This window comes from Actinoplanes sp. SE50/110 (assembly GCF_900119315.1).
Classification (GTDB): Bacteria; Actinomycetota; Actinomycetes; order Mycobacteriales; family Micromonosporaceae; genus Actinoplanes.
Genome location: NZ_LT827010.1, coordinates 5,281,861 through 5,308,374, shown reverse-complemented (window position 1 = coordinate 5,308,374; position 26,514 = coordinate 5,281,861). Strand labels below are relative to the sequence as shown.

Annotated in this window: 27 protein-coding genes; 17 read left to right on the top strand and 10 right to left on the bottom strand. The window is 71.7% G+C overall.

Annotation, left to right across the window (positions count from 1 at the left end):
• Positions 1–174 precede the first annotated feature (174 nt).
• From ACSP50_RS23805 to ACSP50_RS23795, 3 genes are all read left to right on the top strand, one after another.
• Positions 175–588: a hypothetical protein gene (locus ACSP50_RS23805; protein WP_014691838.1), complete on the top strand. Its 414-nt coding sequence runs from the start codon at positions 175–177 to the stop codon at positions 586–588.
• 78 nt (positions 589–666) lie between these two features.
• Positions 667–1,068 (top strand): DUF6578 domain-containing protein, encoded by a 402-nt coding sequence (locus ACSP50_RS23800; protein WP_014691837.1) that lies wholly within the window; start codon positions 667–669, stop codon positions 1,066–1,068.
• A 46-nt stretch (positions 1,069–1,114) separates the two neighbouring features.
• Positions 1,115–1,651, top strand: coding sequence for a DUF1990 family protein (locus ACSP50_RS23795; RefSeq protein WP_063714017.1), 537 nt, complete (start codon positions 1,115–1,117; stop codon positions 1,649–1,651).
• A gap of 52 nt (positions 1,652–1,703) precedes the next feature.
• Here ACSP50_RS23795 and ACSP50_RS23790 read toward each other — a convergent pair whose 3' ends face one another.
• Together ACSP50_RS23790 and ACSP50_RS23785 are read right to left on the bottom strand one after the other, a co-directional pair.
• The gene (locus tag ACSP50_RS23790) at positions 1,704–2,303 is read right to left on the bottom strand and encodes a hypothetical protein (RefSeq protein WP_043512052.1); all 600 of its coding nucleotides are present in this window, start codon (positions 2,301–2,303) and stop codon (positions 1,704–1,706) included.
• Positions 2,203–3,339 carry a hypothetical protein gene (locus ACSP50_RS23785; RefSeq protein ID WP_014691834.1) on the bottom strand — a complete coding sequence of 379 codons (1,137 nt, stop codon included), beginning with the start codon at positions 3,337–3,339 and terminating at the stop codon, positions 2,203–2,205. The genes ACSP50_RS23790 and ACSP50_RS23785 overlap by 101 nt, the downstream gene beginning before the upstream one ends.
• A 148-nt stretch (positions 3,340–3,487) precedes the next feature.
• Here ACSP50_RS23785 and ACSP50_RS23780 point away from each other — a divergent pair, with 148 nt between their 5' ends.
• Positions 3,488–3,937, top strand: a complete 450-nt coding sequence (locus ACSP50_RS23780; RefSeq protein ID WP_014691833.1) for a PASTA domain-containing protein — start codon at positions 3,488–3,490, stop codon at positions 3,935–3,937.
• A gap of 54 nt (positions 3,938–3,991) precedes the next feature.
• Here ACSP50_RS23780 and ACSP50_RS23775 read toward each other — a convergent pair whose 3' ends face one another.
• From ACSP50_RS23775 to ACSP50_RS23765, 3 genes are all read right to left on the bottom strand, one after another.
• Complete coding sequence (locus ACSP50_RS23775; RefSeq protein ID WP_014691832.1) at positions 3,992–4,384, bottom strand: nuclear transport factor 2 family protein; 393 nt, start codon at positions 4,382–4,384, stop codon at positions 3,992–3,994.
• Between the two features lie 70 nt (positions 4,385–4,454).
• Entirely contained in the window at positions 4,455–4,835 is a 381-nt protein-coding gene (locus ACSP50_RS23770) for a PPOX class F420-dependent oxidoreductase (protein WP_014691831.1), read from the bottom strand.
• A 21-nt stretch (positions 4,836–4,856) separates the two neighbouring features.
• Positions 4,857–5,297 carry an Lrp/AsnC family transcriptional regulator gene (locus tag ACSP50_RS23765; RefSeq protein ID WP_014691830.1) on the bottom strand — a complete coding sequence of 147 codons (441 nt, stop codon included), beginning with the start codon at positions 5,295–5,297 and terminating at the stop codon, positions 4,857–4,859.
• Between the two features lie 131 nt (positions 5,298–5,428).
• Between ACSP50_RS23765 and ACSP50_RS23760 the strand changes: the two genes are divergently transcribed.
• From ACSP50_RS23760 to ACSP50_RS23735, 6 genes are all read left to right on the top strand, one after another.
• Positions 5,429–6,508, top strand: coding sequence for a thiamine pyrophosphate-dependent enzyme (locus ACSP50_RS23760; RefSeq protein ID WP_014691829.1), 1,080 nt, complete (start codon positions 5,429–5,431; stop codon positions 6,506–6,508).
• Complete coding sequence (locus ACSP50_RS23755; RefSeq protein ID WP_014691828.1) at positions 6,508–7,500, top strand: alpha-ketoacid dehydrogenase subunit beta; 993 nt, start codon at positions 6,508–6,510, stop codon at positions 7,498–7,500. The genes ACSP50_RS23760 and ACSP50_RS23755 overlap by 1 nt, the downstream gene beginning before the upstream one ends.
• Entirely contained in the window at positions 7,500–8,717 is a 1,218-nt protein-coding gene (locus ACSP50_RS23750) for a dihydrolipoamide acetyltransferase family protein (RefSeq protein ID WP_014691827.1), read from the top strand. The genes ACSP50_RS23755 and ACSP50_RS23750 overlap by 1 nt, the downstream gene beginning before the upstream one ends.
• A complete protein-coding gene (locus tag ACSP50_RS23745; protein ID WP_014691826.1) occupies positions 8,714–9,364 on the top strand; it encodes a hypothetical protein in 651 nt (216 codons plus the stop codon). Before ACSP50_RS23750 ends, ACSP50_RS23745 begins: the two co-directional genes overlap by 4 nt.
• Before the next feature lie 54 nt (positions 9,365–9,418).
• On the top strand, positions 9,419–10,402 hold the full coding sequence (locus ACSP50_RS23740; RefSeq protein ID WP_014691825.1) for an SEC-C domain-containing protein: 984 nt from the start codon (positions 9,419–9,421) through the stop codon (positions 10,400–10,402).
• A 152-nt stretch (positions 10,403–10,554) separates the two neighbouring features.
• Complete coding sequence (locus ACSP50_RS23735; RefSeq protein ID WP_014691824.1) at positions 10,555–14,007, top strand: fibronectin type III domain-containing protein; 3,453 nt, start codon at positions 10,555–10,557, stop codon at positions 14,005–14,007.
• Positions 14,008–14,203: 196 nt separating this feature from the next.
• Here the strand turns inward: ACSP50_RS23735 and ACSP50_RS23730 are convergent, their stop codons facing one another.
• Positions 14,204–14,698 (bottom strand): MarR family winged helix-turn-helix transcriptional regulator, encoded by a 495-nt coding sequence (locus ACSP50_RS23730; RefSeq protein ID WP_043515224.1) that lies wholly within the window; start codon positions 14,696–14,698, stop codon positions 14,204–14,206.
• 65 nt (positions 14,699–14,763) lie between these two features.
• Here ACSP50_RS23730 and ACSP50_RS43515 point away from each other — a divergent pair, with 65 nt between their 5' ends.
• From ACSP50_RS43515 to ACSP50_RS42210, 5 genes are all read left to right on the top strand, one after another.
• A complete protein-coding gene (locus ACSP50_RS43515) occupies positions 14,764–15,654 on the top strand; it encodes a class III extradiol ring-cleavage dioxygenase (RefSeq protein ID WP_085945593.1) in 891 nt (296 codons plus the stop codon).
• On the top strand, positions 15,651–16,709 hold the full coding sequence (locus tag ACSP50_RS43510) for an FAD-dependent oxidoreductase (protein ID WP_014691821.1): 1,059 nt from the start codon (positions 15,651–15,653) through the stop codon (positions 16,707–16,709). Before ACSP50_RS43515 ends, ACSP50_RS43510 begins: the two co-directional genes overlap by 4 nt.
• A 108-nt stretch (positions 16,710–16,817) precedes the next feature.
• Positions 16,818–18,236 (top strand): VCBS repeat-containing protein, encoded by a 1,419-nt coding sequence (locus ACSP50_RS23720; RefSeq protein ID WP_231956699.1) that lies wholly within the window; start codon positions 16,818–16,820, stop codon positions 18,234–18,236.
• Between the two features lie 42 nt (positions 18,237–18,278).
• Positions 18,279–18,464 (top strand): DUF4265 domain-containing protein, encoded by a 186-nt coding sequence (locus tag ACSP50_RS23715; RefSeq protein ID WP_155123603.1) that lies wholly within the window; start codon positions 18,279–18,281, stop codon positions 18,462–18,464.
• 54 nt (positions 18,465–18,518) lie between these two features.
• A complete protein-coding gene (locus ACSP50_RS42210; protein WP_014691818.1) occupies positions 18,519–19,067 on the top strand; it encodes a hypothetical protein in 549 nt (182 codons plus the stop codon).
• On the opposite strand, the gene ACSP50_RS44175 is transcribed toward ACSP50_RS42210, so the two are convergent.
• Together ACSP50_RS44175 and ACSP50_RS23700 are read right to left on the bottom strand one after the other, a co-directional pair.
• Positions 18,997–19,554: a hypothetical protein gene (locus ACSP50_RS44175; protein WP_014691817.1), complete on the bottom strand. Its 558-nt coding sequence runs from the start codon at positions 19,552–19,554 to the stop codon at positions 18,997–18,999. The genes ACSP50_RS42210 and ACSP50_RS44175 overlap by 71 nt on opposite strands.
• 555 nt (positions 19,555–20,109) lie before the next feature.
• Entirely contained in the window at positions 20,110–21,372 is a 1,263-nt protein-coding gene (locus tag ACSP50_RS23700) for an aromatic acid exporter family protein (RefSeq protein WP_014691816.1), read from the bottom strand.
• 121 nt (positions 21,373–21,493) lie between these two features.
• On the opposite strand from ACSP50_RS23700, the gene ACSP50_RS23695 reads away from it, so the two are divergent.
• A complete protein-coding gene (locus ACSP50_RS23695; protein WP_014691815.1) occupies positions 21,494–22,603 on the top strand; it encodes an MFS transporter in 1,110 nt (369 codons plus the stop codon).
• Positions 22,604–22,639: 36 nt separating this feature from the next.
• The gene (locus ACSP50_RS23690; RefSeq protein WP_014691814.1) at positions 22,640–24,517 is read left to right on the top strand and encodes a PAS domain-containing sensor histidine kinase; all 1,878 of its coding nucleotides are present in this window, start codon (positions 22,640–22,642) and stop codon (positions 24,515–24,517) included.
• Here ACSP50_RS23690 and ACSP50_RS23685 read toward each other — a convergent pair.
• Complete coding sequence (locus ACSP50_RS23685; RefSeq protein WP_014691813.1) at positions 24,514–25,536, bottom strand: polysaccharide deacetylase family protein; 1,023 nt, start codon at positions 25,534–25,536, stop codon at positions 24,514–24,516. The genes ACSP50_RS23690 and ACSP50_RS23685 overlap by 4 nt on opposite strands.
• The gene (locus ACSP50_RS23680) at positions 25,506–26,495 is read right to left on the bottom strand and encodes a glycoside hydrolase family 11 protein (protein WP_014691812.1); all 990 of its coding nucleotides are present in this window, start codon (positions 26,493–26,495) and stop codon (positions 25,506–25,508) included. The genes ACSP50_RS23685 and ACSP50_RS23680 overlap by 31 nt, the downstream gene beginning before the upstream one ends.
• Between the last annotated feature and the right edge of the window lie 19 nt (positions 26,496–26,514).

Below are 26,514 nucleotides of genomic sequence, written 5' to 3'. Positions count from 1 at the left end.
CAACGGAAGGCTGCCCGCACTGTGCCGGCCGACCGCGTACACCTGCCGGATCCCTACCAGCCCACCCGGCGTGACCTCGGATTCGCCACCGCCATCCATCGCCGCCTGCGGTCGGGTGGATGCAGGTAGGTCGCCGTTGGCCGGTACTCTGCGGCTCGTGGGCGGAGGGATCCGGTGACTCAGAAGTCGCTGCGGCTGGTCGGCTACTGGGACGATCCGGCGGCGCCGGACGGCTGGCCGGATGTCCGCGACTTCGTGTGCGCAGACGTCGCGGCGCAGGAGCGGGACGCGGTCATCGCGTATCTCCGTTCGGGGACCGTGGTCGTCGCCATGTCCGGTATTTCGGTGTGCCACCTATGCGGGGTGGGCAACGGAAGCACGGAACTGACCGACGGCGAACATCTGATCTGGCCGGCGGGCCTGGTGCACTACGTGGAGTCGCATGATGTCCACCTACCGGAGGAGATCCTCGCGATCACTCGTCGAGGCCCTGCTCGGCCCGTCGACCCTCGTGCGTTCGAGCGGGCGTTGCTGGAGACGCACGAACTGACCGTCGACGAACAGTGGTGGCGAGCGCTCCGGAGGTAGCGCACGCTGCCGCCCGCTCCAGCCCGCAATCGCCTTGCCCTGGCGGCCGGATGGTGATGGTGTCGGCCGGTGCGAGGGATGGGGGCTCCGGTGGTCACGGTGTGGGTGGACGGTTGGCAGCTGGAATGCTGCGGAGAGCCGTTCGCGGTGGGCCAGGAGGTTTCCTGGGTGCTGCGGGATCTCGATCGCGAGTGGTTGGCGAGTTTCCTGGGCGGTGGCCTGGCCGGCAGTGTCGACAAGGCGGAGGAGCATCACGGGAACGAGCCGGAAGGCGTGCCGCCGACGGTCGGGACCGTGGTGTCGATCGAGGCGGTGCACTGCCGGTACGCCCCGCTGTCGCCGGACGTCAACGGGCTCCATCCGGTCGCCGGGTCCGGGACCACGGTATCGGTGCGGAACACCGCGGTGGCGGGGCAGGACCGGGGTGACCTCACGTTCGTCGGCTACCTGGTGGGGTTGGCCGTGGACGAGGGGGCGTAACCACCGCAGCTGAGCACGTCACCGGGCGGGGCAGTAGCGTGGCGGGATGCGGCGGGCAATGGGTTCTGAGCTGGGCGCTGCCTCCTTGACCTATCGGGAGGTCGGTGCCACCCGGGCTGAGTCGATGCCGGAGGGCTACGGGCACGTGACGCGTGACGTGCGGTTGGGAGACGGCCCGGAGGTCTTCCGGCGGGCCGGGGCCGCCCTGCTCGGCTGGCGGATGCATGAGGAGGCCGGGCTCACCGTGGTCCACGCCGACGGGCGGGCCGCGGCCGGGGTCAACGTGGTCCTGCGGGTCGGCGGGAGCCTGATCGGTCTCGCCATTCCGTGCCGGGTGGTGTACGCGGTCGACGAACCGGATCGGTGTGGCTTCGCCTACGGGACGCTGCCCGGTCATCCGGAGACGGGTGAGGAGGCGTTCATGCTGGCTGTCACCGGGACCGGAGAGGTCCGCTTCCGGGTCCGGGCCTTCAGCCGGCCGGCGTCGCTGATGGCGCGCGTGGGCGGCCCGGTCACCCGCCTGGTCCAGCAGTATGCGACCGATCGCTATGTCACCGCGCTGCGGCGCCTCGCCCACCGGTAGGGGACACCCGGCGGCCGGTGCGGTCAGGGAGAACCGGCTCCACGCGCCCGGGTCACGGCTCGCCACTGCCGCGCTGTCGCCGGCCGGTGGCCAGGATCCAGAAGCCGCCCGTCGCGCCGGCTGTCACCAGTGTCAGCCCGGTGATGAAATCGGCCGCGCGGTCCGGCCAGGGCAGGGCCGCGGGGGTGGTGAACAACCCCAGGTAGAACGGCTGGATCACGGCTCCGACGGGGACGACGAGCCGGGCCCCGATGCCCCAGCCGTCCGGCCGACGGGCGATCGCGCCGACCAGGCCGAGCGGTCCGCCCAGGATCACCGCGGCCAGGAACCACGAGGAGTTGTCCGCCCAGACGCCCGCATCGAACATGCCCAGGGCGAGGCCCACGCCGTAGTGCACCACGCAGGCGGTGAGCAGTGCGATGATGCCGGCGACGACGGCCTGGGCGCGGCCGCGGACGAGCCACCCGGACAGCACGCCCAGCCCGGCCCAGAGTGCTCCCGCGTTGACCAGCTCGCTGAGGGTCATCCGAGCGGCCAACAGGGTGTTCGCCCTACCCTCCAGCTGGCTCACCGTCGTCACGTTGGAGGCGAGCGCCACCAGAGCCAGGACGCTGGCGGCGATGAACATCAGGACCCATCCCCGTCGATTCACACCCGGACGTTACCGAGCTCACGCCACGTGGCGGGCCCGGGTGGCCGGCGGCCTGCCGGTGGTGCAGGTGGCGCGCCAGCCAGGCGGCGAGTGCAGCGCTGAGCAGCATGTCGTAGCGGCCCAGCGCGGCGACCAGCAGGTCGAGGAGGGCGAAGAAGGTGAGCAGGCCGATGATCACGCGAAGGCCGTCGGCTCCGTACGGGCCCGTGGTCGCGAGCCGGGCGAGCAGCAGGGCGGCGACGACGACGGGGAGCAGAGCCAGGGACAGGCCGAGGGGCCAGGGCAGACCGGTCCCGGGCACGGCGTAGGTGAGGATCCAGTGGGCGGCCGCCCCGGTGAAGGCGATCGCCCCGAGCCGTCCTCGGGGGCGGGATCCGTCGTCCCGGCGGGTCGGCGTCCGCCGGCGCGGTGAGTGGCCGGCGGCGGCAGGGGGTGCGCCGGGCCGGCGGCGGCCGACCGGGAAGGCGAGCGCGATGACGGCGATCAGCAGAGCGCCGGTGGCGACCAGGACGGCGGCCGGCGGCCGCTGGGCGAACTCACCGTAGATCAGCGGCGTGGCGGCCAGCGTCAGGCCGGTCAGCCCCAGGGCCGGGCGGGAGGCCCAGGGACGGTCGCGGGCCCGGGGGACGAGCGCCTCCACGACCAGGATCGCGGCGCCGATGCTGATCGTGGTGTGGAAGACGGTGAGGTGCGCGGCGAGCAGCAGGTTGGTGTGCCCGACGACGCTGTAGGAGCCGATGCCGGAATCGGTCCAGAAGGCCGGGAGGAACCAGTAGCGGTCGACGAGGCCCTCCTCCCAGATGGCGTAGGCGACGCCGAGCAGGATCAGGCCGGGCAAGCCCAGCCGGAACCGGTGGGCGATGTCGCGGCACACGAGGGCGCCGCACCCGTACAGCGCCATCATGAAAGCGAGCCTCCCCGGCATCAGCAGGTCCAGCGGTGGGCTGGAGCCGGACAGGCCCTCGCCGAAGAACGGGGCCAGCACCAGGATGCGCAGGGCCGGGCTGCCGAGTGCCCGTCGGAGTGTGGCCGCCATGGGAACAATCTCCCGGCAACGGCCCCTTCGGCGCATCCGTCCAAAGTCGATGATTCATATACCAAAGTTTCGGCATCGGGACCGGACGAGGCCGTGGCGGCCTTATAGAATCGGGCTGGGAAACGGCGTTGCAAGGCTAGGAAAGTGCATGGAAAAGCAGCGGAAACGGCGATTGGCTCGTCTCGGGGGCGCGCTGGTGGTCATTGTCGTCGTCGGGCTGGCCGGGGCCTGTTCCCGCGGTGAGCAGACGTCGGCGGCCGCCTCGGTGCGGCCGGCCGCCGCGACCGTCGCCGTCCCGGCGACTCCGGACCCGGCGACCGCGACGCCGACCCGGGAGGCCTCCCGGAAACCGGCCACCAGGAAGGCTCCGGCCATGGTCAGGGTGCCCGACGGGGTCGGGCGGGACTACCAGTCAGCCCAGGACATCTGGCGCGCCGCCGGCCTGATCGTCGCCCCGGCCAAGGACGACACCGGCGCCCACCGCCTGCCGGTGATCGACGCGAACTGGGTCGTGCTGGCGCAGGACCGCAAAGCCGGCTCCAGGGTCCGGAAGGGCTCGCTGATCACCGCGACGGTGAAGAAGTACAGCGACGATTGAGGCACCGCGGGCCGAGACCGCGGGGAGGGGCCCGGACCGGCGGCTGACCGTCGGTCAGCCCTGGGCGGCCTCCTGCTGGATCTGCGGGAACTGGGCGGCCATGGCCTCCGCCAGGGCCTGCGCGGCGGACAGCGGACGGACCATGACCATGAACTCGTCGATCAGGCCGTCGGCGTTCAGGTGCAGGAAGTCGCAGCCGGTGAGTTCCCGGCCGCCGACGGTGGCCCGGAAGACCAGGGCGTGGTCGCGCTCGTCGGAGCCGGCCAGTTCCGTGACGTACCGGAAATCCTCGAAGACGCGCAGGACGGCGCGCAGGATCGCGGCGGTGACCGGCTTTCCGGGATAGGGCTTGTGGGCGACCGGACTGGTGAAGACGACGTTGTCGGCGAGCAGGGCTTCGATGGCGGCGCTGTCGCGCGCCTCGACCGCTTCGCGGAATGCTTTCACGACGATTCCTTAAAGGTCTGATCCATTGACGGGTGGTGATCGCCGAAATGCGGGCGACGATGGCGGCCGCTCACACGGTGATGACGATGCCGATGGCGGCCGGGCGCTTGATGTGGAACAGCCGGGCGAGCGTGCCACCGATCCGGGCCGTGACGTAACGGCTCTCCAGCAGCCGCCGGGCGGCGTCGGTCTGCGAATCCGGGAGCAGCACCGCCGTCCCGGCGATGGTCTGCGCGCCGGGCGGGACGTTGCCGCGGACGTCGCAGGCGGTGATCTCGACCCGCGGGTTGTTGCGGATCCGCTTGACCTTGCCGGCGGCCGCGGCGGAGACCGTGGTGATGGTGTCGCCGGACGCCACGTGCCAGACCGCGGTGGGGACCGGCGTGCCGTCCTTGCGGAACGTGGTCAGGCTGATCTGCTTGCTCGCGATGATCTCCGCGGGAATGCTCATGCCGCGATCCTAGGTGCGCGGTCAGGCGAGGTCGAACTCCTCGAAGACCAGAAGGGTCCGGGTGTTCACCACTCCGGGCATGCCCTGGATCTCGTCGAGGACGAGTCGTCGCAGGTCGGTGTTGTCCCGGGCGCGGACCAGCAGGATCACGTCGAATTCGCCGCCGACCAGGGCGATGTGCACGACGCCGGGCAGGTGCCGGAGGCGTTCGCCGACCTCGCGCCATTCGGCCTGGTGCAGGTTGACGGTGACGTACGCCGATGTCGTCATGCCGGCCGCGACGTGGTCGATCTCGGCGCGGAAGCCGCGGATCACGCCGGCTTCGCGCAGACGCTGCACCCGGGCGTACGCGTTGGCCCGCGAGATGTGCAGGGTCTCGGCGAGCTGCCGGATCGGCAGGCGCCCGTCCCGGGTGAGTTCGGCGAGGATGCGCCGGTCGATGTCGTCGAGGTCGCTGGCCACCTGTCTCCGTCTCTGGGTCCGGCGGGCCGTCCGGTTGGACGGTTGGCTCTGCGGAGCCGCCCGCGGAACGCAATTTTCTCGATCTGTCTCAGATTATGGAACATAGGTGACCGGCGACACACGATATCGGCATGACGCCTGACCCCCGCCGGCTCTTGCCGTCCGACAGCCCGGTGACCCTGATCGCTCCCAGCGGCGCCGCCGTCGGCGAGGTGCCCGAAGACGCCGTGCTGCTCCGTTCGCTCGCCGCGCTGATCACCGCGCGGCGGCTCAACGACCAGGCGTACGCCCTGGTCCGGCAGGGGAGGCTGGCCGTCTACCCGTCGTCGCACGGGCAGGAGGCCTGCCAGGTGGCCGCGGCGCAGGTGCTGGACGCGACCGACTGGTTGTTCCCGACCTACCGGGACACGGTCGCCGCGGTGGTCAAGGGTGTCGACCCGGTGGAGGCGCTCAGCCTGCTCAAGGGCGATTGGCACTGCGGGTACGACCCCTACGAGCACCGGGTGGCCCCGCACGCCACCCCGCTGGCCACCCAGCTGCCGCACGCGGTCGGGGTGGCGCACGCGGCCCGGCTGCGCGGCGAGCCGACCGTGGTGATGGCGATGTGCGGTGACGGCGGCACCAGCGAGGGCGACTTCCACGAGGCGCTGAACTTCGCCGCGGTCTTCCACGCGCCGGTGGTCTTCTTCGTGCAGAACAACGAGTACGCGATCAGTGTGCCGCTGTCCCGGCAGAGCGCCGCCCCGTCGCTGGCCCACAAGGGCATCGGTTACGGCATTCCCGGCGAGCGGGTCGACGGCAACGACGTGGCCGCGCTGCTCAGCGTGCTGGGCGCGGCGGTCGCCCGGGCCCGGGCCGGCGAGGGGCCGCAGCTGGTGGAGGCGCACACCTACCGGATGCAGGCGCACACCAACGCCGACGACGCCTCCCGCTACCGCGACGAGGCCGAGGTCGCCGCGTGGGTGGAGCGCGATCCGATCACCCGGCTCCGCACCCACCTGCGGGATCGGGGTGCGCTCACCGACGAGATCGAGGCCGGTTTCACCGCGGACGCCGAGCGGGCGGCCGCGCACCTGCGCGACGGGCTGCATCGGGACGTCACCCCCAACCCCGACGACCTTTTCGCGTACGTCTATGCCACCCCCACCCCGCAACTGCGGGAACAGGCCGCGCTGGTCGCCGACGAGCTCAGCCGGGAAGGAGCCCTCTGATGGCCACCGTCGTCCACGAGAAACTGTCCATGGCCCAGGCCCTCAACCAGGCGTTGCGCGACGCGATGGCGGACGACCCGACGGTGGTGCTGTTCGGGGAGGACGTCGGTGCGCTCGGCGGGGTCTTCCGGATCACCGACGGGCTGACCGCGGAGTTCGGCGACACGCGCTGTTTCGACACACCGCTGGCCGAGTCCGGGATCGTCGGGATGGCCGTCGGGATGGCGATGAACGGCATGCGCCCGATCGTCGAGATGCAGTTCGATGCGTTCGCCTATCCGGCGTTCGAGCAGATCGTCAGCCACGTGGCGAAGATGCGGAACCGGACCCGCGGACGGGTGTCGCTGCCCATGGTGATCCGGGTGCCGTACGCCGGCGGGATCGGCGGGGTGGAGCACCACTGCGACTCGTCGGAGGCGTACTACGCGCACACGCCGGGGCTGAAGGTCGTCGCGCCGGCTACGCCGGGCGACGCGTACGCGCTGCTGCGGGCCGCCATCGAGGATCCCGACCCGGTGGTCTTCCTGGAACCGAAGAAGCTCTACTGGAGCAAGGAGGAGATCGAGTTCCCGGTCCGTGCGCCCGGCATCGGCAGTGCCGTCATCCGCCGCGCGGGCACCGACGCGACCCTGATCGCTTACGGACCCTCGGTGCCGGTGGCGCTGGAGGCCGCCGCGGCCGCCGAGGTCGAGGGACGCAGTCTGCAGGTGGTCGACCTGCGGTCGATCGTGCCGTTCGACGACGCCACGGTGTGCGCCGCGGTCGCGTCGACCGGGCGGGCCGTGGTGGTGGCCGAGTCGGCCGGCTTCGCCGGGGTGTCCGCCGAGGTCGTCGCCCGGATCACCGAGCGCTGCTTCACCAGCCTGGCCGCACCGATCCGCCGGGTGACCGGCTTCGACATCCCGTACCCGCCGCCGAAGCTGGAGCACTTCCAGCTGCCCGGCGTGGACCGGGTGCTCGACGCCGTCGACGACCTCAACTGGGAGCAGTGATGATCTTTCGTTTGCCGGACCTCGGGGAGGGCCTGACCGAGGCGGAGGTCGTGCAGTGGCTGGTCGCCGAGGGGGACACGGTCGCCGTCGACCAGGTGGTGGCCGAGGTGGAGACGGCCAAATCGGTGGTGGAGGTGCCGACCCCGTTCGCCGGGCGGGTCGCCACGCTGCACGCCGCGGCCGGCAGCACCCTGGCGGTCGGCGAGCCGCTGATCACCGTGGAGGAGGTGGCCACGGCGACGGAAACCTACCGTGAGGAGGAGCGGGCCGGCTCGGGGAACGTGCTGATCGGCTACGGGACGTCCGGTGCCGCCACGACCACCACCCGGCGGCGCCGGCCGCGCGGCCCGATCCTGACCAATTCCGGTCACACGCGGCCGCCGCAGGTCATCTCGCCGCTGGTGCGGAACCTGGCGCGGACCACCGGGGTGGAACTGGGCACGGTCCAGGGCACCGGGCGCGGCGGGGTGATCACCCGGGCGGACGTGGAACGCGCGGCGGCCCGCCCGGCCGTCGCGCCCGCGGCGGCGGTGCCGGCCGCGGCGGAGGGGGTGAAACGCGTACCCCTCAATGGTTTCCGGAAGGCCGTGACGGCCGCGCTGACCCGCAGCCGCGCGGAGATCCCGGAGGCCACGGTGTGGGTCGACGTCGATGCCACGGAGCTGTGGCGGCTGCGGGAGAGCAACCCCGGCGGGCCCGGCCTGCTCGCCTATCTGGCCCGGTTCACGGTCGCCGCGCTGCGCGAGTTCCCGGTGCTCAACGCCCGGTTCGACGCCGAGCGGCAGGAGATCGTCCAGTACGATCGGATCGACCTGGGCATCGCCGTGCAGGGCGAGCGCGGCCTGGTCGTGCCCGCGGTCGCCGGTGCGGAGACGATGACCACGGCGCGGCTCGGCGACGAGATCCGGCGGATCACCGCGGATGCCCGCACCGGGCGGGTGAGCGGCCCGGACGGCACCTTCACGTTGAACAACTACGGCAGCCTCGGGGTCGACGGCAGCGCGGCGATCATCAACCACCCGCAGGTGGCGATCCTGGGGTTCGGCCGGATGATCGATCGAGCCTGGGTGGTCGACGGCGAGCTGTGCGTTCGTAAGATCACCCAGATGAGCTTCGTCTTCGACCACCGGGTGTGCGACGGCGGCACGGCGGCCGGCTTCATGCGCTCGGTGGCCGATGCCATCGAGAACCCGGCTTCGGTGATCGCCCGACTGTGATCCTGTTCACCGGCGACGTCGGCGGCCCGGCGCAGGATGCCGCGCTCGGGCCCCGGCTGCTCCGCGACGGCCTCGGCGACGCGCGGGACATCCTGCGCGTCTACTCGCCGGCGCCGACCGCGGCGTTCAGCCGCCGGGACACGCTGCGGCCGGGTTACGACCGTGCGCTGCTCGCGGTCCGCGCATCCGATTTCGACCCAGTCGTACGTCCCCAGGGCGGCAGCCTCGCGGCATACCACCCGGGCAGCGTGGTGATCGACCACGTGCACCGCTCGGGGCCGGAGGCGCCCGCCCCGGCCGAACGCTTCGAGCGGTACGCGGCGATGCACGCGGCCCTGCTGGCCGGGCTCGGGGTCGACGCCCGGATCGGGCCGGTGCCCGGCGAGTACTGTCCCGGCGAGTACAGCCTGCACGTGGGCGCGGCCAAGATCGCCGGTTCGGCGCAGCGGGTCACCCGGGACGGCTGGCTGTTCAGCACCGTGATCCAGGTCCGCGGCGCGGATCGGCTGCGGGGCGTGCTGACACCCGCGTACCGCCGATTGGGTTATGACTTCGATCCGGGCACCGTGGGGGCGATCGAGGACACCGCGCCGGGCCTGACCGTGGAGGCGGTCACGGCGGCGGTGCTGGCGGCGTACGAGGTTTGACCTCTTTGACCTTTTTGGTGCTTTCGTCGGTGGGAGTCGACGTACTGTGTCGTCGTGCCTTTGAAAGCTGAACTCACCAGCGCAGACCTCCTCGAGATCCGGCAGACCGCGCTCGGCGAGGCGGACCCGCTCGGGCTGGCCGCCGACCTGGCCGAGGCCGCGGAGAACGGGCGGCTCGCCGATCCCGCCGACGCCGGGGCCGCGCTCGTGCTCGCCGCCGAGATCGCGGAGACGCGGTCGCGGTTCGAGGCCGCCCTGCGCTATGCGGAGCGGGCCGTGGAAACCTACGGCGACCGGCAGGACAGCCCGGCCGCCGGCGCCCGTGCGGTGCGCGCCCGGCTGCTGTTCCACATCGGTCGCGGCGACGAGGCGATGGCCGAGTTGGAGGCGTTGCGGCCGACCCTGGAGCAGTATCCGGACGCGCCGGCGTATCTGAGCGTGGCCCTGGAGATCGGCGGCCGGCTACGGGTCGCCGAGCAGTGGCTGAGCGAAGCGGTGCAGGCGGCCCTGGCCGAGCGCGGGCCGGAGCCGTCCGGGCCGGACGAGGCCGGGCAGTTGCTGTTCCTGCTGCAGCAGCGCCACCGGGTGCGGCACGCGCTGAACCTCCCGCACGACGCGCACGACAACCTGGCGCAACGACTGGAGGACAGGCTCGCCGGCGCCGGCGCGACGACCGGGGACCAGCTGCTGTTCTTCCCGGAGAGCGAGCTGGGCAAGGTGCTCGCCGAGTGGCCGGGGCTCGCGGACGCGTACGGCGCGGACTGGACCGCGCACCGGGCCCGGCTGGAGGGGCTGCTGGCCCGGTTGTCCGCCGCCGGCCAGGCGAACCTGGCGGCGCTGCGCGGCTCGGCCGAGGGCCTGCGCAAGGCGGCCGGCCGCGACGGTGATCCGGCCGACGCCGAGGTCCGCGCCCGGTACGCGCGGCAGATCGCCACGGGCAGCGGGCCGATCCCGTGGCCCCCGGAGCGCAACGGGGCGTGCTGGTGCGGATCCGGCACCAAGTACAAGAAGTGCTGCCTGCCGCGAGGCCGCGCCTAGAGCATCCACCCCCGCCTGCCGCGCTCGGTACAACCAGCACCCGGACGGCGGGCGGTTTCCCGCGAACTCCTCCCAACGGGTCGCCGCCGGTCCAATAATCCGCTGGACGGATGAGTCCGGGTGAAACGCGATCAACGGTCTGCGGGGCTGTCATGGCGAGCGGTGTGATCAGCAGGACAGTGGTGACGGCCGGGGCAGTCGTGCTGCTGGCGGCGATGGTCGCCGCGCCGGCCGCGGCCCGGTCGCCGGGCAGCCGGGTGGTACAGCTCGCCGCCGGGAACGGTCACACGTGCGCGTTGCTCAGCGACACCGGGGCCTACTGCTGGGGCCGGGGCGCCGAGGGTCAGCTGGGCGACGGGAGCACCGTGTACCGGTCGGGCCCGGTGGCGATCGCCGCACCGCACGGGGTGAGCTTCACCCAGCTCACCGCCGGGCAGGCCCACACGTGTGGGGTGGGCAGCAACGCCAAGGCCTACTGCTGGGGCATGGGCGACTACGGTCAGTTGGGTGACGGCGCCACCGCGAACCGGTCGAGCCCGGTCGCGGTCGCCGGCCCGGCAGGCGTCGGTTTCACCGAGCTCGCCGCCGGCGACCGCCACACCTGTGCGCTGGGCAGCGACACCAGGACCTACTGCTGGGGGATCGGCAACGACGGCCAGTTGGGTGACGGCGCCACCGCGAACCGGTCGAGCCCGGTCGAGGTGGCCACCCCGCCGGGCGTGAGCTTCACCGAGCTCGCCGCCGGCGTCTACCACACCTGTGCGCTCGCCAGCGACACCGGAACCTATTGCTGGGGCATGGGCGGCATGGGTCAGCTGGGCGACGGCGGCACCGTGAACCGGTCGAGCCCGGTGGCGGTCGCCGCCCCGCCCGGGGTGACCTTCACCCAGCTTGCCGCCGGCGGCTTCCACACCTGCGGGCTGGGCAGCGACACCAGGACCTACTGCTGGGGCCTCGACGAGACCGGCCAGCTGGGCGACGGCGGCACCGCGCGGTGGTCGCGCCCGGTGGAGGTGGCCGTCCCGGCCGGGGTGACGTTCACCCGGCTCACCGCCGGGAGCAACCACACCTGCGCGCTGGGCAGCGACACCAGGACCTACTGCTGGGGGTACGGGTACTACGGCCAGGTGGGCGACGGTGGCACCGTGAACCGGTCGAGCCCGGTGGAGGTGGCCGTCCCGGCCGGGGTGACCCTCAGCCGGCTCACTGCCGGCTGGTACCACACGTGCGCGCTGGGCAGCGACAGCACGGTCTACTGCTGGGGACTCAACGAGACCGGTCAGCTCGGTGACGGCAGCATCACGGACCGGTCGTCGCCGGTGGGCATGCCGCCGCTCCCGTCACCGGCCGGGCCGCTGCCGCCGACCGGCGTGTCCGCCACCGCCGGGGACCGGGAGATCGCGGTGTCGTGGACGGTCCCGGCGGATCTGGGCAGCGGGGCGCTGACCGGCTACACCGCGACCACCTCGCCCGGGGGGAACAGTTGCACCAGCGTCACGACCGCATGCCTGATCACCGGTCTGACCAACGGCACCGCCTACACCGTCGCCGTGACCGCCACCACGACCGTCGGCACCTCGGCGGCCAGCGACCCGTCCGCGTCGGTCACGCCGGTCGCCGGGCCGCTGCCACCGACCGGCGTGTCCGCCACCGCCGACGACCGGGAGATCGCGGTGTCGTGGACGGTCCCGGCGGATCTGGGCAGCGGGACGCTGACCCGCTACACCGCGACCACCTCACCCGGCGGGAACACCTGCACCAGTGGCACCGCGACGACATGCACGATCACCGGTTTGACCAACGGCACGGCCTACACGGTCACCGTGACCGCCACCACGACCGTCGGGACCTCCACGGCCAGCGGCCCGTCGGCGCCGGTCACCCCGGTCGCGGGTCCGTTGCGGCCGAGCGGCGTGTCCGCCACCGCCGGCGACCGGCAGCTCGTCGTGTCGTGGACGGTTCCGGTGGATCTGGGCAGCGGGAGGCTGACCGGCTACATCGCGACCACCTCGCCCGGCGGGAAGACCTGCGCCAGCGTCACCGCGACGACATGCACGATCACCGGTCTGGTCAACGGCACGGCCTACACGGTCACCGTGACCGCCACCACGACCGTCGGCACCTCGGCGGCCAGCGATCCGTCCGCGCCGGTCACGCCGGCCGCCGGTCCACTACCGCCGACCGGCGTGACCGCCACCGCCGGCGACGGGCAGCTCGTCGTGTCGTGGACGGCTCCGGTGGATCTGGGCAGCGGGAGGCTCACCGGCTACACCGCGACCACCTCGCCCGGCGGGAGCACCTGCGCCAGCGTCATCGCCACGACATGCACGATCACCGGTCTGGTCAACGACACCGCCTACACCGTCGCCGTGACCGCCACCACCACGGTCGGCACCTCGGACGCCAGCGTCCCGTCCGCAGCGGTCACCCCCGCCGCCGGCCCGCCGGCGCCGACCGGCGTGACCGCCACCGCCGGCGACAAGGCGATCACCGTGTCCTGGATCTCGGCGGACACCGGCGGGCAGACGCCGACGAAATACACGGCCACCGCCTCCCCGGGCGGAAAGACCTGCACGATCAGCAGCAGCAGCAGCCACAGCGGGCTCTGCACGATCAACGGACTGACCAACGGCACCGCCTACACGGTCACCATGACCGCCACCACCAAGGCCGGCACCTCCCCGCTCAGCAGCCCGTCCGCGCCGGCCACCCCGGCTGCCGTGCCGCCGGCGGACCGGCCGCAGCCGCCGGTGGTCACCGCCGTGAAACCGCAGAGCGAGGCCATCGCGGTGTCGTGGCAGCCCGGTTCGCTGGGCGCCGGCACGCTGCTCGGCTACACCGCTTCGGCGGCCGCGACCAACGACCCGTGCTCGTCCGCCAGCACCCCGTGCATCACCACCAGAACCACCGGGAAGCTGGGTGCCATCCACCTCACCACCACGACGGCCGACCCGTCGACCTGCACCAGTACCGACACTGACGCCCAAGCCTGCACCATCACCGGCCTGACCAACGGCGTCAGCTACGCCATCACGGTGGTCGCCCACACCACCGCCGGCGATTCCGGGGTGGACCTCAGCGGGCCGGTCGTCACCGTCACCCCGGGCGACCGGACCCTGGTCCACGGCTCGCGCTTCACCACGGCCGTCACGGCCACCGATCCCTCAGGCATCGGCCGTTCCTACCTGACCGGCGCGGACGGGGCAGGACTGCCCTTCTCCTACCCCAGCGCCACCGTGCCGGCCGGCGCGGACGGCGACCGGACCGTCACCTGGATCGTGCTCGACAGCCTCGGCAACCAGAGCACCGCCTCGAGCACCGTGATCGTCGACAACACCGCGCCCGCGGTGACGTTCGGCAAGGCGCCCCGCAACGGTGCCAGGATCGCCAGGACCACCACGATCACCGCGGCCGCCAGTGACCGCAACGGTATCGCCCGGGTGCAGTTGCTGGTCAACGGCAAGCCGGTGGCCGACGACACCCGAGCTGCCTTCGCCTTCGTCCTGAACCCGGCGAAGTACGGGAGGAAGTTCACCGTGCAGATCCGCGCCTACGACCGGGCCGGCAACTCGCGATCCACCAGCCGGCGCACCTACCACCGCTGAACCGCGGACTCCCGACCCCGCCCAGAGCCACCACGAGCGCATGGCGGCGCGGCGCGACCGCGGCGACCGGACAGCCACTGTGAAGCGGAACGTCCGGCCCGAAAAGCCACGGACAGGTCCAGGACGTCCTGGGACGCGAGGCCGTCGGGAAAGCGCTGGTACGAGGTCGCGTGCCGCTCGACACGCCAGTGTGGTCTCAGTCCGGATCGTCGGTGAGGCAGGGGTCGTCGGGATCGATGGTGCGCACGATGCGGCGGCCGATGTCGCGCAGGTGGCGCTGCTGGGCCCGGGTCAGCGGGTCGAAGATCAGGCGCTGCACCTCCGCGACGTGGCCGGGGGCGGTCTCGACGACCTTCTGCCAGCCCGAGTCGGTGAGGACGGCCAGGGTGTAACGGCCGTCGGCGGGGTCCGGGGTGCGCCGGACCCAGCCCCGTTTCTCCAGGCGGGTCACCACCTGGGAGAGGCGGGGCAGGGAGCCCTCGCAGAAGGCCGCCAGGGCGCTCATCCGCAGGGTGTGCTCCGGCGCCATGGACAGGCCGGCCAGCACCTGGTACTCGAAGTGGGTGAGCTGGGCGTCGCGCTGCAACTGCACGTCCAGTGCGGCCGGCAGGCGGGCCATCAGGCCGATCAGGGTCATCCACGTCCGGCGCTGGTCGTCGTCCAGCCAGCGCGGCTGCGCCTCGTCGGTCATGACCCTCAGCATAGCCTCGATGACTTGCAGCTTGAAGTCATGAGGTCATACTGTTGACTTAACACATGAAGTCATCGGAGGGCGACGTGTCTCGTGAGGCGAAGCTTGACCCGGCGCGGCCGGCCGCGGCGTACGACGCGCTGCTGGCCCGGGTGCTGCCGCAGGCCCGGGCACAGCGGGTGTGGGAGCCGGCCGACGGGGCGCTGCCGGCGCTGTTCGTGAGCCACGGGGCGCCACCGACGCTCGACGACCCGCAATGGCTCGACGACCTGTTCCGGTGGGGGCAGTCGATGCCGAAACCGCGGGGCATCGTGATCGTCTCGGCGCACTGGGAGAACGCGCCCGCGGCGCTGTCCGGCAGCGCGGCCGGCACCCCGCTCTACTACGACTTCGGCGGCTTCCATCCGCGCTACTACACGCTGCCGTACGCCAGTCCGGACGCCACCGGCCTGGCCCACCGGGTGGCCGGGACACTCGGTCGGACCGGGCCGGTGCACCAGTTCGTGAACCGCGGTCTCGACCACGGGGCGTTCATCCCGATGATGGCCATGTACCCGGCGGCCGACGTTCCGGTCGTGCAGCTGTCGATGCCCAGCCTCGACCCGCAAGCGCTGCTCGGCCTCGGTCAGCGGCTGCGCGCATTGCGGGACGAGGGCATTCTCGTCATCGGCTCCGGATTCATGACGCACAGTTTCGCGGTGATGCGCGATCCCGCACTGGTCGGGCACACCCGGGCCTTCGACGCCTGGGCGGCGGACGCGCTGGCCCGCGGCGACGTGGACGCGCTCACCGATTACCGGGCGAAAGCGCCCGGCGCCGACGTCGCCCATCCGACCGCCGACCACTATGTGCCGCTGCTGCTGACCCTGGGCGCGGCGGCGGATCCGGCCAGCGCGGTGTCGGCCATCGACCGGATCGCGTTCGGCAACTCGATCCGGTCGGTCAGCGTCGCGTGAGTGGCCGGTCCGGGCCGCCGATCGTCGTCATCGGGGCCGGTCAGGCCGGGCTCTCCGCGGCCTACCACCTGAAGCGGCGCGGGCTGGAATTCGTGGTGCTCGACGCCGCGGACGGGCCCGGGGGAGCGTGGCGGGAACGCTGGGAATCGCTGCGGATGGCGACCGTGAACGGGATCTTCGACCTGCCCGGATTCCCAAGAGCGCAAGGGGATCCGCAGGAGCCGAGCCGCACGGCGGTGCCGCGGTACTTCGCGGACTTCGAACGGGCCAACGGGCTGCGGGTGCGGCGTCCGGTGCGGGTGATCGACGTACGGGAGAAGGGTCTTGATCTGGTCGTGGCAACCGACCGCGGGCAATGGTCGGCCGCGGCGGTCATCAACGCGACCGGGACCTGGACCAATCCGGTGCTGCCACACTATCCGGGGCAGGAGACCTTCGCCGGGAGGCAACTGCACACCCGGGAGTACGTGTCGGCCGAGGAGTTCCGCGGGCGGCGGGTCGCCGTGGTGGGCGGCGGGATCTCCGCGGTGCAGCAGCTCGAGGAGATCTCCCGGGTGGCGGCGACGTTCTGGTACACCCGGCGCGAGCCGGTCTTCCGGACCGACGCCTTCACGCCGGAGGTGGCCGGCCGGGAGACGATCGCGAAGGTCGTCGCCGACGTGGAAGCCGGCCGACCGACCGGCAGCGTGGTGTCCTACACCGGACTGGCCTGGACGCCGTACGCGCTGGCCGCCCGGCAGCGCGGCGCCCTGGAGCGCCGGCCGATGTTCACCGCGATCGAGCCGCACGGTGTCCGTGCGGCCGACGGATCGTTCACCAGCGTCGAGGTGATCCTGTGGGCCACCGGCTTCAAGGCGGCGCTCGCGCACCTCGACGGGCTGCATCTGCGCAACGCCCGCGGCGGTATCGCGATGGCCGGTACGCAGGTGGCCGGCGAGCCGCGCGTACACCTGATCGGTTTCGGCCCGTCGCAGTCGACCGTGGGCGCGAACCGGGCCGGCCGGGAGGCCGCTGTCACCCTCGCGCGACACCTGGCGGCGAGATCCGGGCATTGAGATCTTGGACAGCGGCCGGGTGATGTGAAAGATTTGTCCTGCACGTCCGACGGCCACGGGGAGGCTGGGTTCGACATGTCAGGTGCCGCATCGCGATGGGTTGCCGCGTTGACGCTCGCTTCGGTGTCGGCGTTGCTGCCGACCTCGGCGCAGGCCGCGCCCCTACCGGCAGCGTCCACCTGCGCCGGTGACACCGGGACGGCCGCGGACCGGGTCGTCGCCGACCGGCTGCGCCCGTCGATGACCGGCCGGCGCCTCGGCACCGCGGTCAGCCCGCGGGCCGTCGCCTGCGCCCGGGCGATCATCGGGATCGTGCAGCAGCGCGGCCTCGGGCCGCGCGCCGCGGTGATCGCGGTGACCACGGCGATCACCGAGAGCACCCTGACCAACCACGTGGTGTCGACCGACCACGACAGCCTCGGTCTGTTCGAGCAGCGGCCGTCGCAGGGCTGGGGCCGGGCCGCGCAGCTCGTCGACCCGGTCTACGCGACCAACGCGTTCCTGACCGCGATGCTCCGCAAATTCCCCGGCGACAGCTGGATGGGCGGCGACATCGGCGCAATCTGCCAGCGGGTGCAGACGTCGGCGCTGCCCGGGGCGTACGCGTTCGAGGTCCACGACGCGCAGCTCATCGTCTCCGCGCTGTGGGCGGTCGCCCCGGATCCGGCACCGGCCGTGCCCACCGCGGCGGCGACCGCCTCCGCCTCCGCCGCGGCGTCCGGTCCGTTCACCACCGCGCTGGCCTCGGCCCGGCCGCAGCTCGGCGCGCTGAACGGCCGGCACGGCCTGGCGATGGCCGACTGGAACGGTGACAAGCACCCCGACCTGATGATCATCAACGGGGTGGGCGCCGCCACCGGCAAGACCGAAATCCGGATCATGGACGGCGCGACGAACTTCTCCCGCCTCCTGCTGATCACCGCGACCGCGCTCGGCCCCACCGACGAGCGCCACGCGTACGCGGTCACCGACTACAACGGCGACGGCAAACCCGACCTGGTCGTCACCCAGAAATCCGGCACCGCCAGCGGTCACACCGAGGTGCGCGTCGTCGACGGCGCCTCGAACTTCCAGCGCCTGCTCGTCGAAACGGCCACCGTGCTCGGCCCGACCGACGACCGCTACCAGTTCTCGGTCGCCGACTGGAACGCCGACGGCCACCCCGACCTGCTCGCCACCCAGACCACCGGCACCGCCAGCGGCAAGGTCGAGGTGCAGGTCCTCGACGGCGCCACGAACTTCCAGCAGGCGTCACCGGCCGTGGTCACCGCACAGCCGGCCGGTGACGGGGTCCGGGTCGCGGTGACCGACTGGAACGGCGACCGGAAGCCCGACCTGGTCACCACGGTCAAGACCGACCTGAGCGTGCTCGACGGGGCGGCCGGGTTGACCAAGACCCTCGCCACGGCCAAGGTGCCGGGCGACAGCCGGGAGCAGGTGCTGACCGACTGGAACGCCGACGGCAAGCAGGACCTGGCGGCGGTGCAGACCGAGGGCACCGCGGAGATCTCCGTCCTGGGCGGCTGACCCGCGTGCGGTTTCCGGACAGGGCCGATGCCGGTGGCGTGCATGAGAAAGTTCGCACGCTTCGGTCTCGGCGGTGAGGTCTTCAGCGCGGACTTGCCGCTCGTCGCACTGACCGTCCCGGCAGGGGCCGCGTCCGGCGAAATCAAGCTTCTGCTCGACGAAGGCCAGGCCGATGGCTGGTGGCACCACGAGGTTGGTTGTGGTTCTCAACGGCGCTGGGACGCGTAACGCGGCACCTCGTGCGGGTCGGCGGCGCGGCCGGATGGCTGGCAGGATTGCCTCGTGCCGTGGCCCGACAGAGCCGAGATCATTTCGCTGTTGCGGCGGTGTGACGATGCCGACCATCTGGAGCATCCCGCCGGCTTCGACGATGCGGCCGAAAGACGCCGATTCGGGCTGCTGGTGGCTGGCCTCGAGCAGGGTTTCGGCGGTGAGTGCGCGGTCGACGCCGGCGCAGCGGTGCAGGACGCGAGTTACTTCGGCCAGGTGGTCGTGCCGGGTCCGGCGACAACGACCGGTGTGCCGATCTTCATTCGGGTGAGCAACTTCGGTGGTCTCGCACTGGTCGGTGCCGAGGGTCCGGGCCGTTATGACGACGAGGAAACGCTTGCGCTCCTTGCCGATGCGGACCTGACGCAAGTCTTGGGGATTCTGGCCAGCCAGGACTACGTGCCGCTGCTGGAAGACGTTCTGGCGGCAGAGTACGACGGCATCAGTGACGTGCTGAGAGATGCCTATCGGTCGTACCCGCCGACGTGGATCAACCTGTCCAGGAGACGACGTATTGGTTGGTCTGGTCATCGAGTCGGATGTCGGCGGGGCGGTCGGTGAATCCGAACTCTTGGGCTGCCCAACCAGCGATGGCGAGAGCGAGGGCCGGCTCGATGTAGTCCACTTCGATGATCTCCAGTGCGTGGATGACGACGGTGACGTGGGCGGTGGGTTCGGCGCGCGTGATGTCGTCGGCGACGTGGAGCAGTCCGGTCCGCAGCCATCCGACTTCGTTCTGGCTCAGCCTCAGTGGTGTGCCGCGGAAACCGTCAGTGACGTGGGACGTATCCAGCCAGATGTGATCGCTGATGTGATCGGCCTTCACGGGTAGGGTGCTTTGCCTCAAGGCCTCGGCGGTGAGGCCGGCGAAGATGCCGATCTTGTTGGTTTGGCGTTTGAAGCGGTAGTTGTGCACGTGCGCCCAGGTTTCCTTGGAGATCTTACCGATGGTGTCGGCTCGGCGGCTGACGTCGGCGGCGTAGGTGGTCCAGTCGCCGGCGCTGGCGCGTTGCCAGGCGGCGGCGACGCTGATGTGGATGCCCAGCATCCGGGCGAGGATCGCGGCGGCCAGTTCGGTGGCGAGGTCGAACAGTGCGGTGGAGCGGGACTGTGCGGGGTTGAGGCCCAGGTCGCACAGGCGTTTGGTGAGTTGGAAGGCGCTGACGGGTCGGCCGGGTCGGCCGCCACGGCTTCTTTGGACGTGGTTCGCAGCCGGTATCCATGCCCGCTTCGACGACGCCGGGAAAGGATAGCTCCGCGGGCGGCAGTGGTGTGGACCAGGTGGTGGCGCCGGTCTCGGTGTGACGGGCGACGCGGGGAGCCTGACCTGGTGGAACTGGACGGTAAGGGCTGGCCGGTAGCCAGGTCGTGCGGATACCGTCGGGGAGCAGGACGAAGGCGCCGAGGTGTTCATGGGCATGATGCTCCGGAACGACCGAGCGGAGGACCTGACCATCGAGGCCCACCTCGGTGAAGGTGTGACCGCCGGGGCCGCGGTGCGACAGCCAGACCGTGCCGGCCGGGGTGACTCGCGGCGGTCAGGTGGGCCATCGCCCCGATCGAAGCCCGGATATCGCCGGCGGGGCCCATGGCCGCATCGGATCTACGAGCGGGACGAGGTCTTCTTGAGGATCAGGCGGACGGCGGGGAGGACCTCGGAGACGGCCGGGATGCCGGGGCCCGGCTCGCGCAGGCCGATGGAGAGGGCTGGGGCCGAGCGGGCCAGGGAGCCGGCCATGCGGTCGATGTCGGTGATGATCGACCCGGTGAGGACCAGCACGCCGGTGTCGTCGAGTTCGGTGCGGACGGTGCGCAGGGTCTGGTGGCGGGCGTCACGCAGCGACTCGAGCTTCTCGTGGCGGCGGTCGTCGGAGCGTTCGGCGAACGCCTCGGCGGCGGCGGTCAGGACCGGGGCGATCGGGGCCGGGATCACCGGGGCGTGCGGGGTGGCCGCGGCGTCGAACATCGAGCGGGCCACCGAGTTGACCTGCTGCACCCCGTGCTCCAGGGCGTGCAGGGTGTCGCGCAGCGGGGTGACCTTGGCGACCGGGGTGGTCAGCGACCAGTGGGCGTGGCGGATCATGTCGTCGACCGCGGTGGCCGCCTCGTCGAAGTCGGCACCGAGGTCGCGGGACCGGGCCAGCCACTGCTCGGCCTGCTCCCGGGTGTAGCCGTCGCGCACGCCGTCGCCGAGGGCGGCGAGCAGCCGGGCAATCTCACCGGACAGGCGGTCCAGGTTCCACGCGGCGCGCTCCAGCGGGGTCATGCCGCCGACCAGCGGGGACAGGATGGCACCGACCACGATGCCGAGGGCGGTGGCGGCGATCCGCTCCCAGACGTACGCCTCGGTGACGGCGCTGCCGCCGACCAGGATGCCGAGCGAGGTGGCGGGCACCGTCACCGAGCTCTCGCCGAGGCGCAGCAGACGTCCGGCGGCCAGGCCGCAGCCGGTGATCGCGGCGATCGTCCACGGGGTGAGGCCGAAGACGCCCCACACGGCGACGGTCAGACCGAGACCGGCCAGGGTGCCGATCAGGCGCTGGGTGCCCTCGCGGACCGAGGCGTGCGAGCTGAGCTGCACGGACAGGGTGGCGGAGATGGCCGCGGTGACCGGGCCGGCCAGGTGCAGGGTGCCGGCCGCGGCCCAGGCGATGCCGGCGGCGACCGCGGTGACCAGGCCGGATCGCAGCACCGCCGGGTCGACATGTCGGCGGCACCAGCGTGCGGCGCGGCGTACGAGGCCAGGCAGGTGCGGGATCAGGGAACGGCAGGCGGACTCGACCGCGGGCCGGAGGTGGCGGCGGAGCAGGGCGGCGGTGATCGCACAGAGCAGCAGGCTCGCGGCGACGACGAGGATCGGGTGCATCGGTTTCGACGCTATCCCCGCGGCGCAGCCGTTTTTGCGATTTGGGCGGATTGTGACGGGCGTCGCCCCCGGTCGTGGGAAATCGGTTTCCTTCGATGGTTCCAGCCGATACGAACGGTGCGTGCCCTCGCTCGCGCTGTTCGCCGCGGTTCTGCTGCTCGGGATCGCCGACTCGATGGTCACCTCGTACATCGTGCTGTTCGGCGCGGATGTGGTCGGGCTGACGCCGCTGCAGATCGGGATCTGGTCCGCTGTGTTCGCGCTCGGCGGGATCACCATCGGGTCGTGGCTGGGCCGGTTGTTCGATCGGCGGCCGGCCAGGGCGTACGCCGCAATAGTGATCTTCCTGGGTGCGGCGGGTTACCTGGTGCTGCCGAGGGTGTCCGATTTTGTGGTTCTCCTGGTGATGGCGGCGACCGTGCTCGGGGCGATGGGCGCCGCCTTTCCGCAGCTGTTCGCCCTGGGCGGCGCCGGGCCGCGGGTCGCGGCGGTGCTGCGCTCGGCCTGGTCGCTGGCCTGGGCGACGGGGCCGCTGCTGGGTGCGCTGGTGCTGTCGCACGGCGGCTACACGTGGCTGATGTGGACCGCGGCCGGAGTGTTCCTGATCTCCGCGCTGACCGTTTTCGCCGTGCCGCCGCCGCGTCCCGCTCCGGCCGCGGATCCGCTGCCGGCGCCCACTCCGATCCTGCTGACCGTGGGCGTCCTGCTGTTCTTCGCGGCGATGTTCGCCGGTGGCCTGGTGGTGCCACTGTTCGCGACCCGCGCGCTGGGCCGGTCGGCCGCCTCGGTCGGCGTGCTGTTCAGCGTCTGCGCGGCGATCGAGGTGGCGGCCACGCTCGGCTTGACGCTGGTGCCGGCCACCTTCAGTCAGCGGACCCTGATCCTCTTCGGGTTCGCCGCGCTCGCCGCCTACCCCGTGGTCATCGTCGCGGCGTCCGGGATGCCGCTGCTGGTGGCCGCGCAGCTGCTGCGCGGGGTGGGCATCGCGGTGGTGGCCGCGGCCGGGATCCGGTATTTCCAGGAGCTGCTGGCCCCGGCGACCGGGCGGGCGACCACGCTGTTCGCCAATGCGTCGACCGCGGGTCTGCTGGTCTCCGGCACGCTGTCCGGCGCGGGGGTCGAGCACCTCGGATACCGGGTGACGCTGCTGCTCTGCGGGGCGGTGACGGTCCTGGGCGCGATCGCCTTCGCCTTTGGGGCGATGAGGTTTAGAACCGGTATATCCGGGTAGCGCTTGTCCGTTATGTCACCGCTTTCAGGAAATATCATGTCGTTCGACCATCGCGCGCTCTTCTGCAGCGCCCCGGTGGCCATGCTCGTGCTCGATCCTGAACTGGTGATCGTCGAAGTCAACGACGACTATCTGAGCGCCACCATGCGGGAGCGGGCGGACCTGATCGGGCAGTCGGTCTTCGCCGCCTTCCCGGAAAACCCTGCCGACCCGGGAGCCGGCTCGGTCGCCCAGCTCGCGAGCTCGCTGGACCGGGTGCGCCGCGACGGCGTCGCCGACATCCTGCCCATCCAGCAGTACGACATCCCGCAGCCCGGCGGCGGCTTCCAGATCCGGTTCTGGTCGGCGGTCAACGCGCCGGTTTTCGCCGCGGACGGCACGGTCTCGCTGATCATTCACCGGGTCACCGACGTCACCGAGTACATGCTGGCCAAGGAGGGGCACGCCCTGCGGGTGCTGACCGGCGAACTCGAATCCGAGATCTTCGCCCGCCGGCAGGCGCAGGAGCGGATCACCATGATGCAGGCGGTCGCCGACAGCCTGGTCGTCGCGATCATCGCCGGTGACCCGACCGGGCGCCCCGCGATGTGCAACCAGGCCGCCCTCGGCCTGGTCGGCGACCTGGTGCGAGGCCGGGCGCTGGAGCAGTGGCCGGAGCCGCTGCGGCCGCTGCTCGCCCGGGTGCTGCACGGCGAGGTCGTCCGGGAGGCCGAGGTGGAGCTGCGCCTGCCCGGGCGGCCCCGGCAGATCCTGCGGATGAACGCCCGCCCGCTCACCGGCCAGCCGAGCCTCGCCGTGGTCGTCGGGCTCCGCGACGTCACCGCCCGCCGGCTGGCGTCCCGGCTGCAGGAGGGCGAGCTGGAGATCACCCACCTGATCGCCAACGGACAGCCGTCCACCGGGACGTTGCGGCGGGTGATGGCGATCGCCGGCGCCTCCATCGGCTGGCAGGCCACCGAATTCTGGGCCGTCGACGAGGTGACCCGGACGCTGCGGCGCGAGGCGCACTGGGGAGAGTCGGCGCGCTCCGGCCCGGACCTGCCGGCCCAAACCCTGCGCGGGGCCGGGCCCCGATGGGAGGACGGGGCGCTGGCCGTCCCGGTTCCGGCCGGCGCCGAACCTCTCGGGGTGCTGGTCTGCTACGCCGGGGATGACGACGTACCGGAAGAATTGCGGGCCGCGGTGGTGACCGGCATCGGCGCGCGGCTGGGCGAATGGCTGCAGCGGCGTCGCGCCGAACGGCTCGCCGCCGAACTCGCCCGCACCCGCGACGAATACATCGCGCTGGTCGGCCACGAATTGCGCACCCCGCTGACCAGCATCCAGGCGCACACCGAACTCCTGCTCGACGACCCCGGCCTCAGCGACGACCAGCGGGACGCGCTGGGGGTGATGCGGCGCAACACCGAGAGCCTACGGACCATCGTGCTGCGCCTGCTCGACGTGGCCGGGCTGCGCTGGGGGCACATCGAGCTGCACCGCAAGCCGGTGGACCTGGCCGTGCTGGTGCGGGAGGCGGCGGCCGGGCACAGCGGGGTGGCGATCGGCGCCGTCGACCCACTGATCGTCGACGGGGACCGGGGCCGGCTCGGCGAGGTGCTGGACGAGCTGATCGGCAATGCTCGGGACTGGGCGGCTGAGGGCACCGTGGTCACGGTGGGGGTGCACGCCGATGGGGGCGCGGCGGCGGTGACCGTGACGAACCGCGGGACGCCGATCGCGGCGCACGAACGCGGCCGGCTGTTCGATCTGTTCTTCCGCGGTGACGCGGCGCGGCACGGCGGGATGCGGGGCAACGGGCTGGGGCTGACCGTGGCCCGGGCGATCGTGGAGCAGCACGGCGGGACGCTGACGGTCGGCGAGCCGGACGGCGGGATGACCACCTTCACCGTCCGGCTGCCGTTGACCGCCTAACCGCAGGAAACCGCGGGCCAGGTCCCGTTGCCGTTGGTCTGGATCGTCAGCCCGAAGGAGTTGCCGCTGCCGTTCGGCTTGGCGACCAGCGTTTGCGCGTTCGGGTAACTCGCGGTCGTGTTCCAGGTGGCGATGACCTTCGCCGGGGACGGGACGGTGAGCGTCACGGTCCAGGTGGTGGAGCCGGAAACGGTGACGTTCAGGTTGTACCGGTCGCTCCATTGCTGTCCCGCGGAGAGCGAGGCGGTGCAAGCTGTGCCGGTGCCGCCGGTGCCGCCGGTGCCGCCGGTGCCGCCGGTGCCGCCGGTGCCGCCGGTGCCGGTCGGCGCGACCGCCCGGCCGGTCTGCGGCGAGATCACCCCGGCGCACAGGCCCCGGCTCGCCAGGCCCTGGGCGATCCGCGGAATGGCGGCCACCGTGTTGGCCGGCCAGTCGTGCATCAGGATGATCTGCCCGTTGGTGAGCCGGGCATTGGCCGCCACGATCGCATCGACGCTCGCGCCGTTCCAGTCCTGCGAGTCGACATCCCAGATGATCTCGGTCAGCCCGTACTTCTGCTCGACCGATTTCAGCGTCGCGTTCGTCTCCCCGTAGGGCGGCCGGAACAGCTTCGGCGTGCCACCACCGGCATTGGCGATCGCCGATTGGGTCCGGGAGATCTCGGCATCGATCGTCGCCTGACTCTGCTGGGTCAGATGCGGATGGGTGTAACTGTGGTTGCCCACCTGCATGCCGGCATCGATCTGCGCCTTGACCAGGGCCGGGTTGGCCGCGGCATGCTGGCCCTCGTTGAACATCGTCGCCCGCAGCCCGTTGGCGCGCAGGGTGGCCAGCAGATTCTGGGTGTTCCCGGCGGTCGGCCCGTCATCGAAGGTCAGCCCGACGTATCCCGAACAGGTGGCGGCCTGCGCGGCGGTCACCTCGACCGCCACGAACCCGGTGGCGGCGGTCAGCACGGTGGCCACGGCGGCGAGCATGATGCGCATGGTCAGCTCCCGCTGCACGAAACGTTGGGCCACGTCCAGTTCCCGTTCGCCTGGATGGTGACGCCGAAGGTGTTGCCGCTGCCGTTCGGCTTGGCGACCAGGGTCTGCGCGCTCGGGTAACTCGCCGCGGTGTTCCAGGTGGCGATGCTCTTGGCCGGGGACGGGATGTTCAGCGTGACCGTCCAGTTGCTGGACCCGGAGACGGTGACGTTGAGGTTGTAGCGGTCACTCCACTGCTGGCCGGCGGAGAGCGTGGCGGTGCACCCGCCGCCGGTGCTTCCACCCCCGCCGGTGCTGCCGCCCGTGCCGCCCACGGTGATGTTCGAATTCCCGCTGCTCTGGTAGCCCTCGGTTGCCAGGATCTGGTAGTTGAAGGTGCCGAGGTTCATGCCCTTGGACGCCCAGGCGTCGAAATGGTTGCCGGTCGTGATGGTGCCGCCGGTCCGCTTCGACTGCCGGACACTCCAATACTGGTAGAACGTGGCCGTGCCCTGGATCGACGGCTGGTTGACGCGCTGCGTGCGATAGATGTCGTACGTGCCGCCGTCGCTGGTCACCGTGCCCATGTAGGTGCCGGTCGGGCGGTAGGTGCCCCAGTTGTCGACGATGTAGTACTCGACGAGCGGGCTGGTGGTCCACCCGTACAGCGAAAGATAGGCGTTGCCGCTCGGATTGAACGACCCCGAGTAGGAGACCGCGCGGCGCGCCCCGGTCGACCAGCCCTTGCCGGCGACGAAGTTGTTCACGCTGCTCCACTGGGTGCTGTACTGACCGCCGGCGCCCATGGTCATGCTGACGTTGCCGCTGTCCTTCCAGAACGAGTAGTAATAGCCGTTGTTGGTGCCGGTCTGATTGCTGCTGACGGTGGTGTCGGCGTGCGCCGGGCTGCTGGCCAGCATGGTGCCGGCGACGGCGGCGACCACCGTGCAGGCGGCGGCGAGGGTGGCTTTGAGCCGGGCCCGGGGACGGGATGACGTGGGAGCGTCGGGCATGGCGAATCCTTCGGGGGAG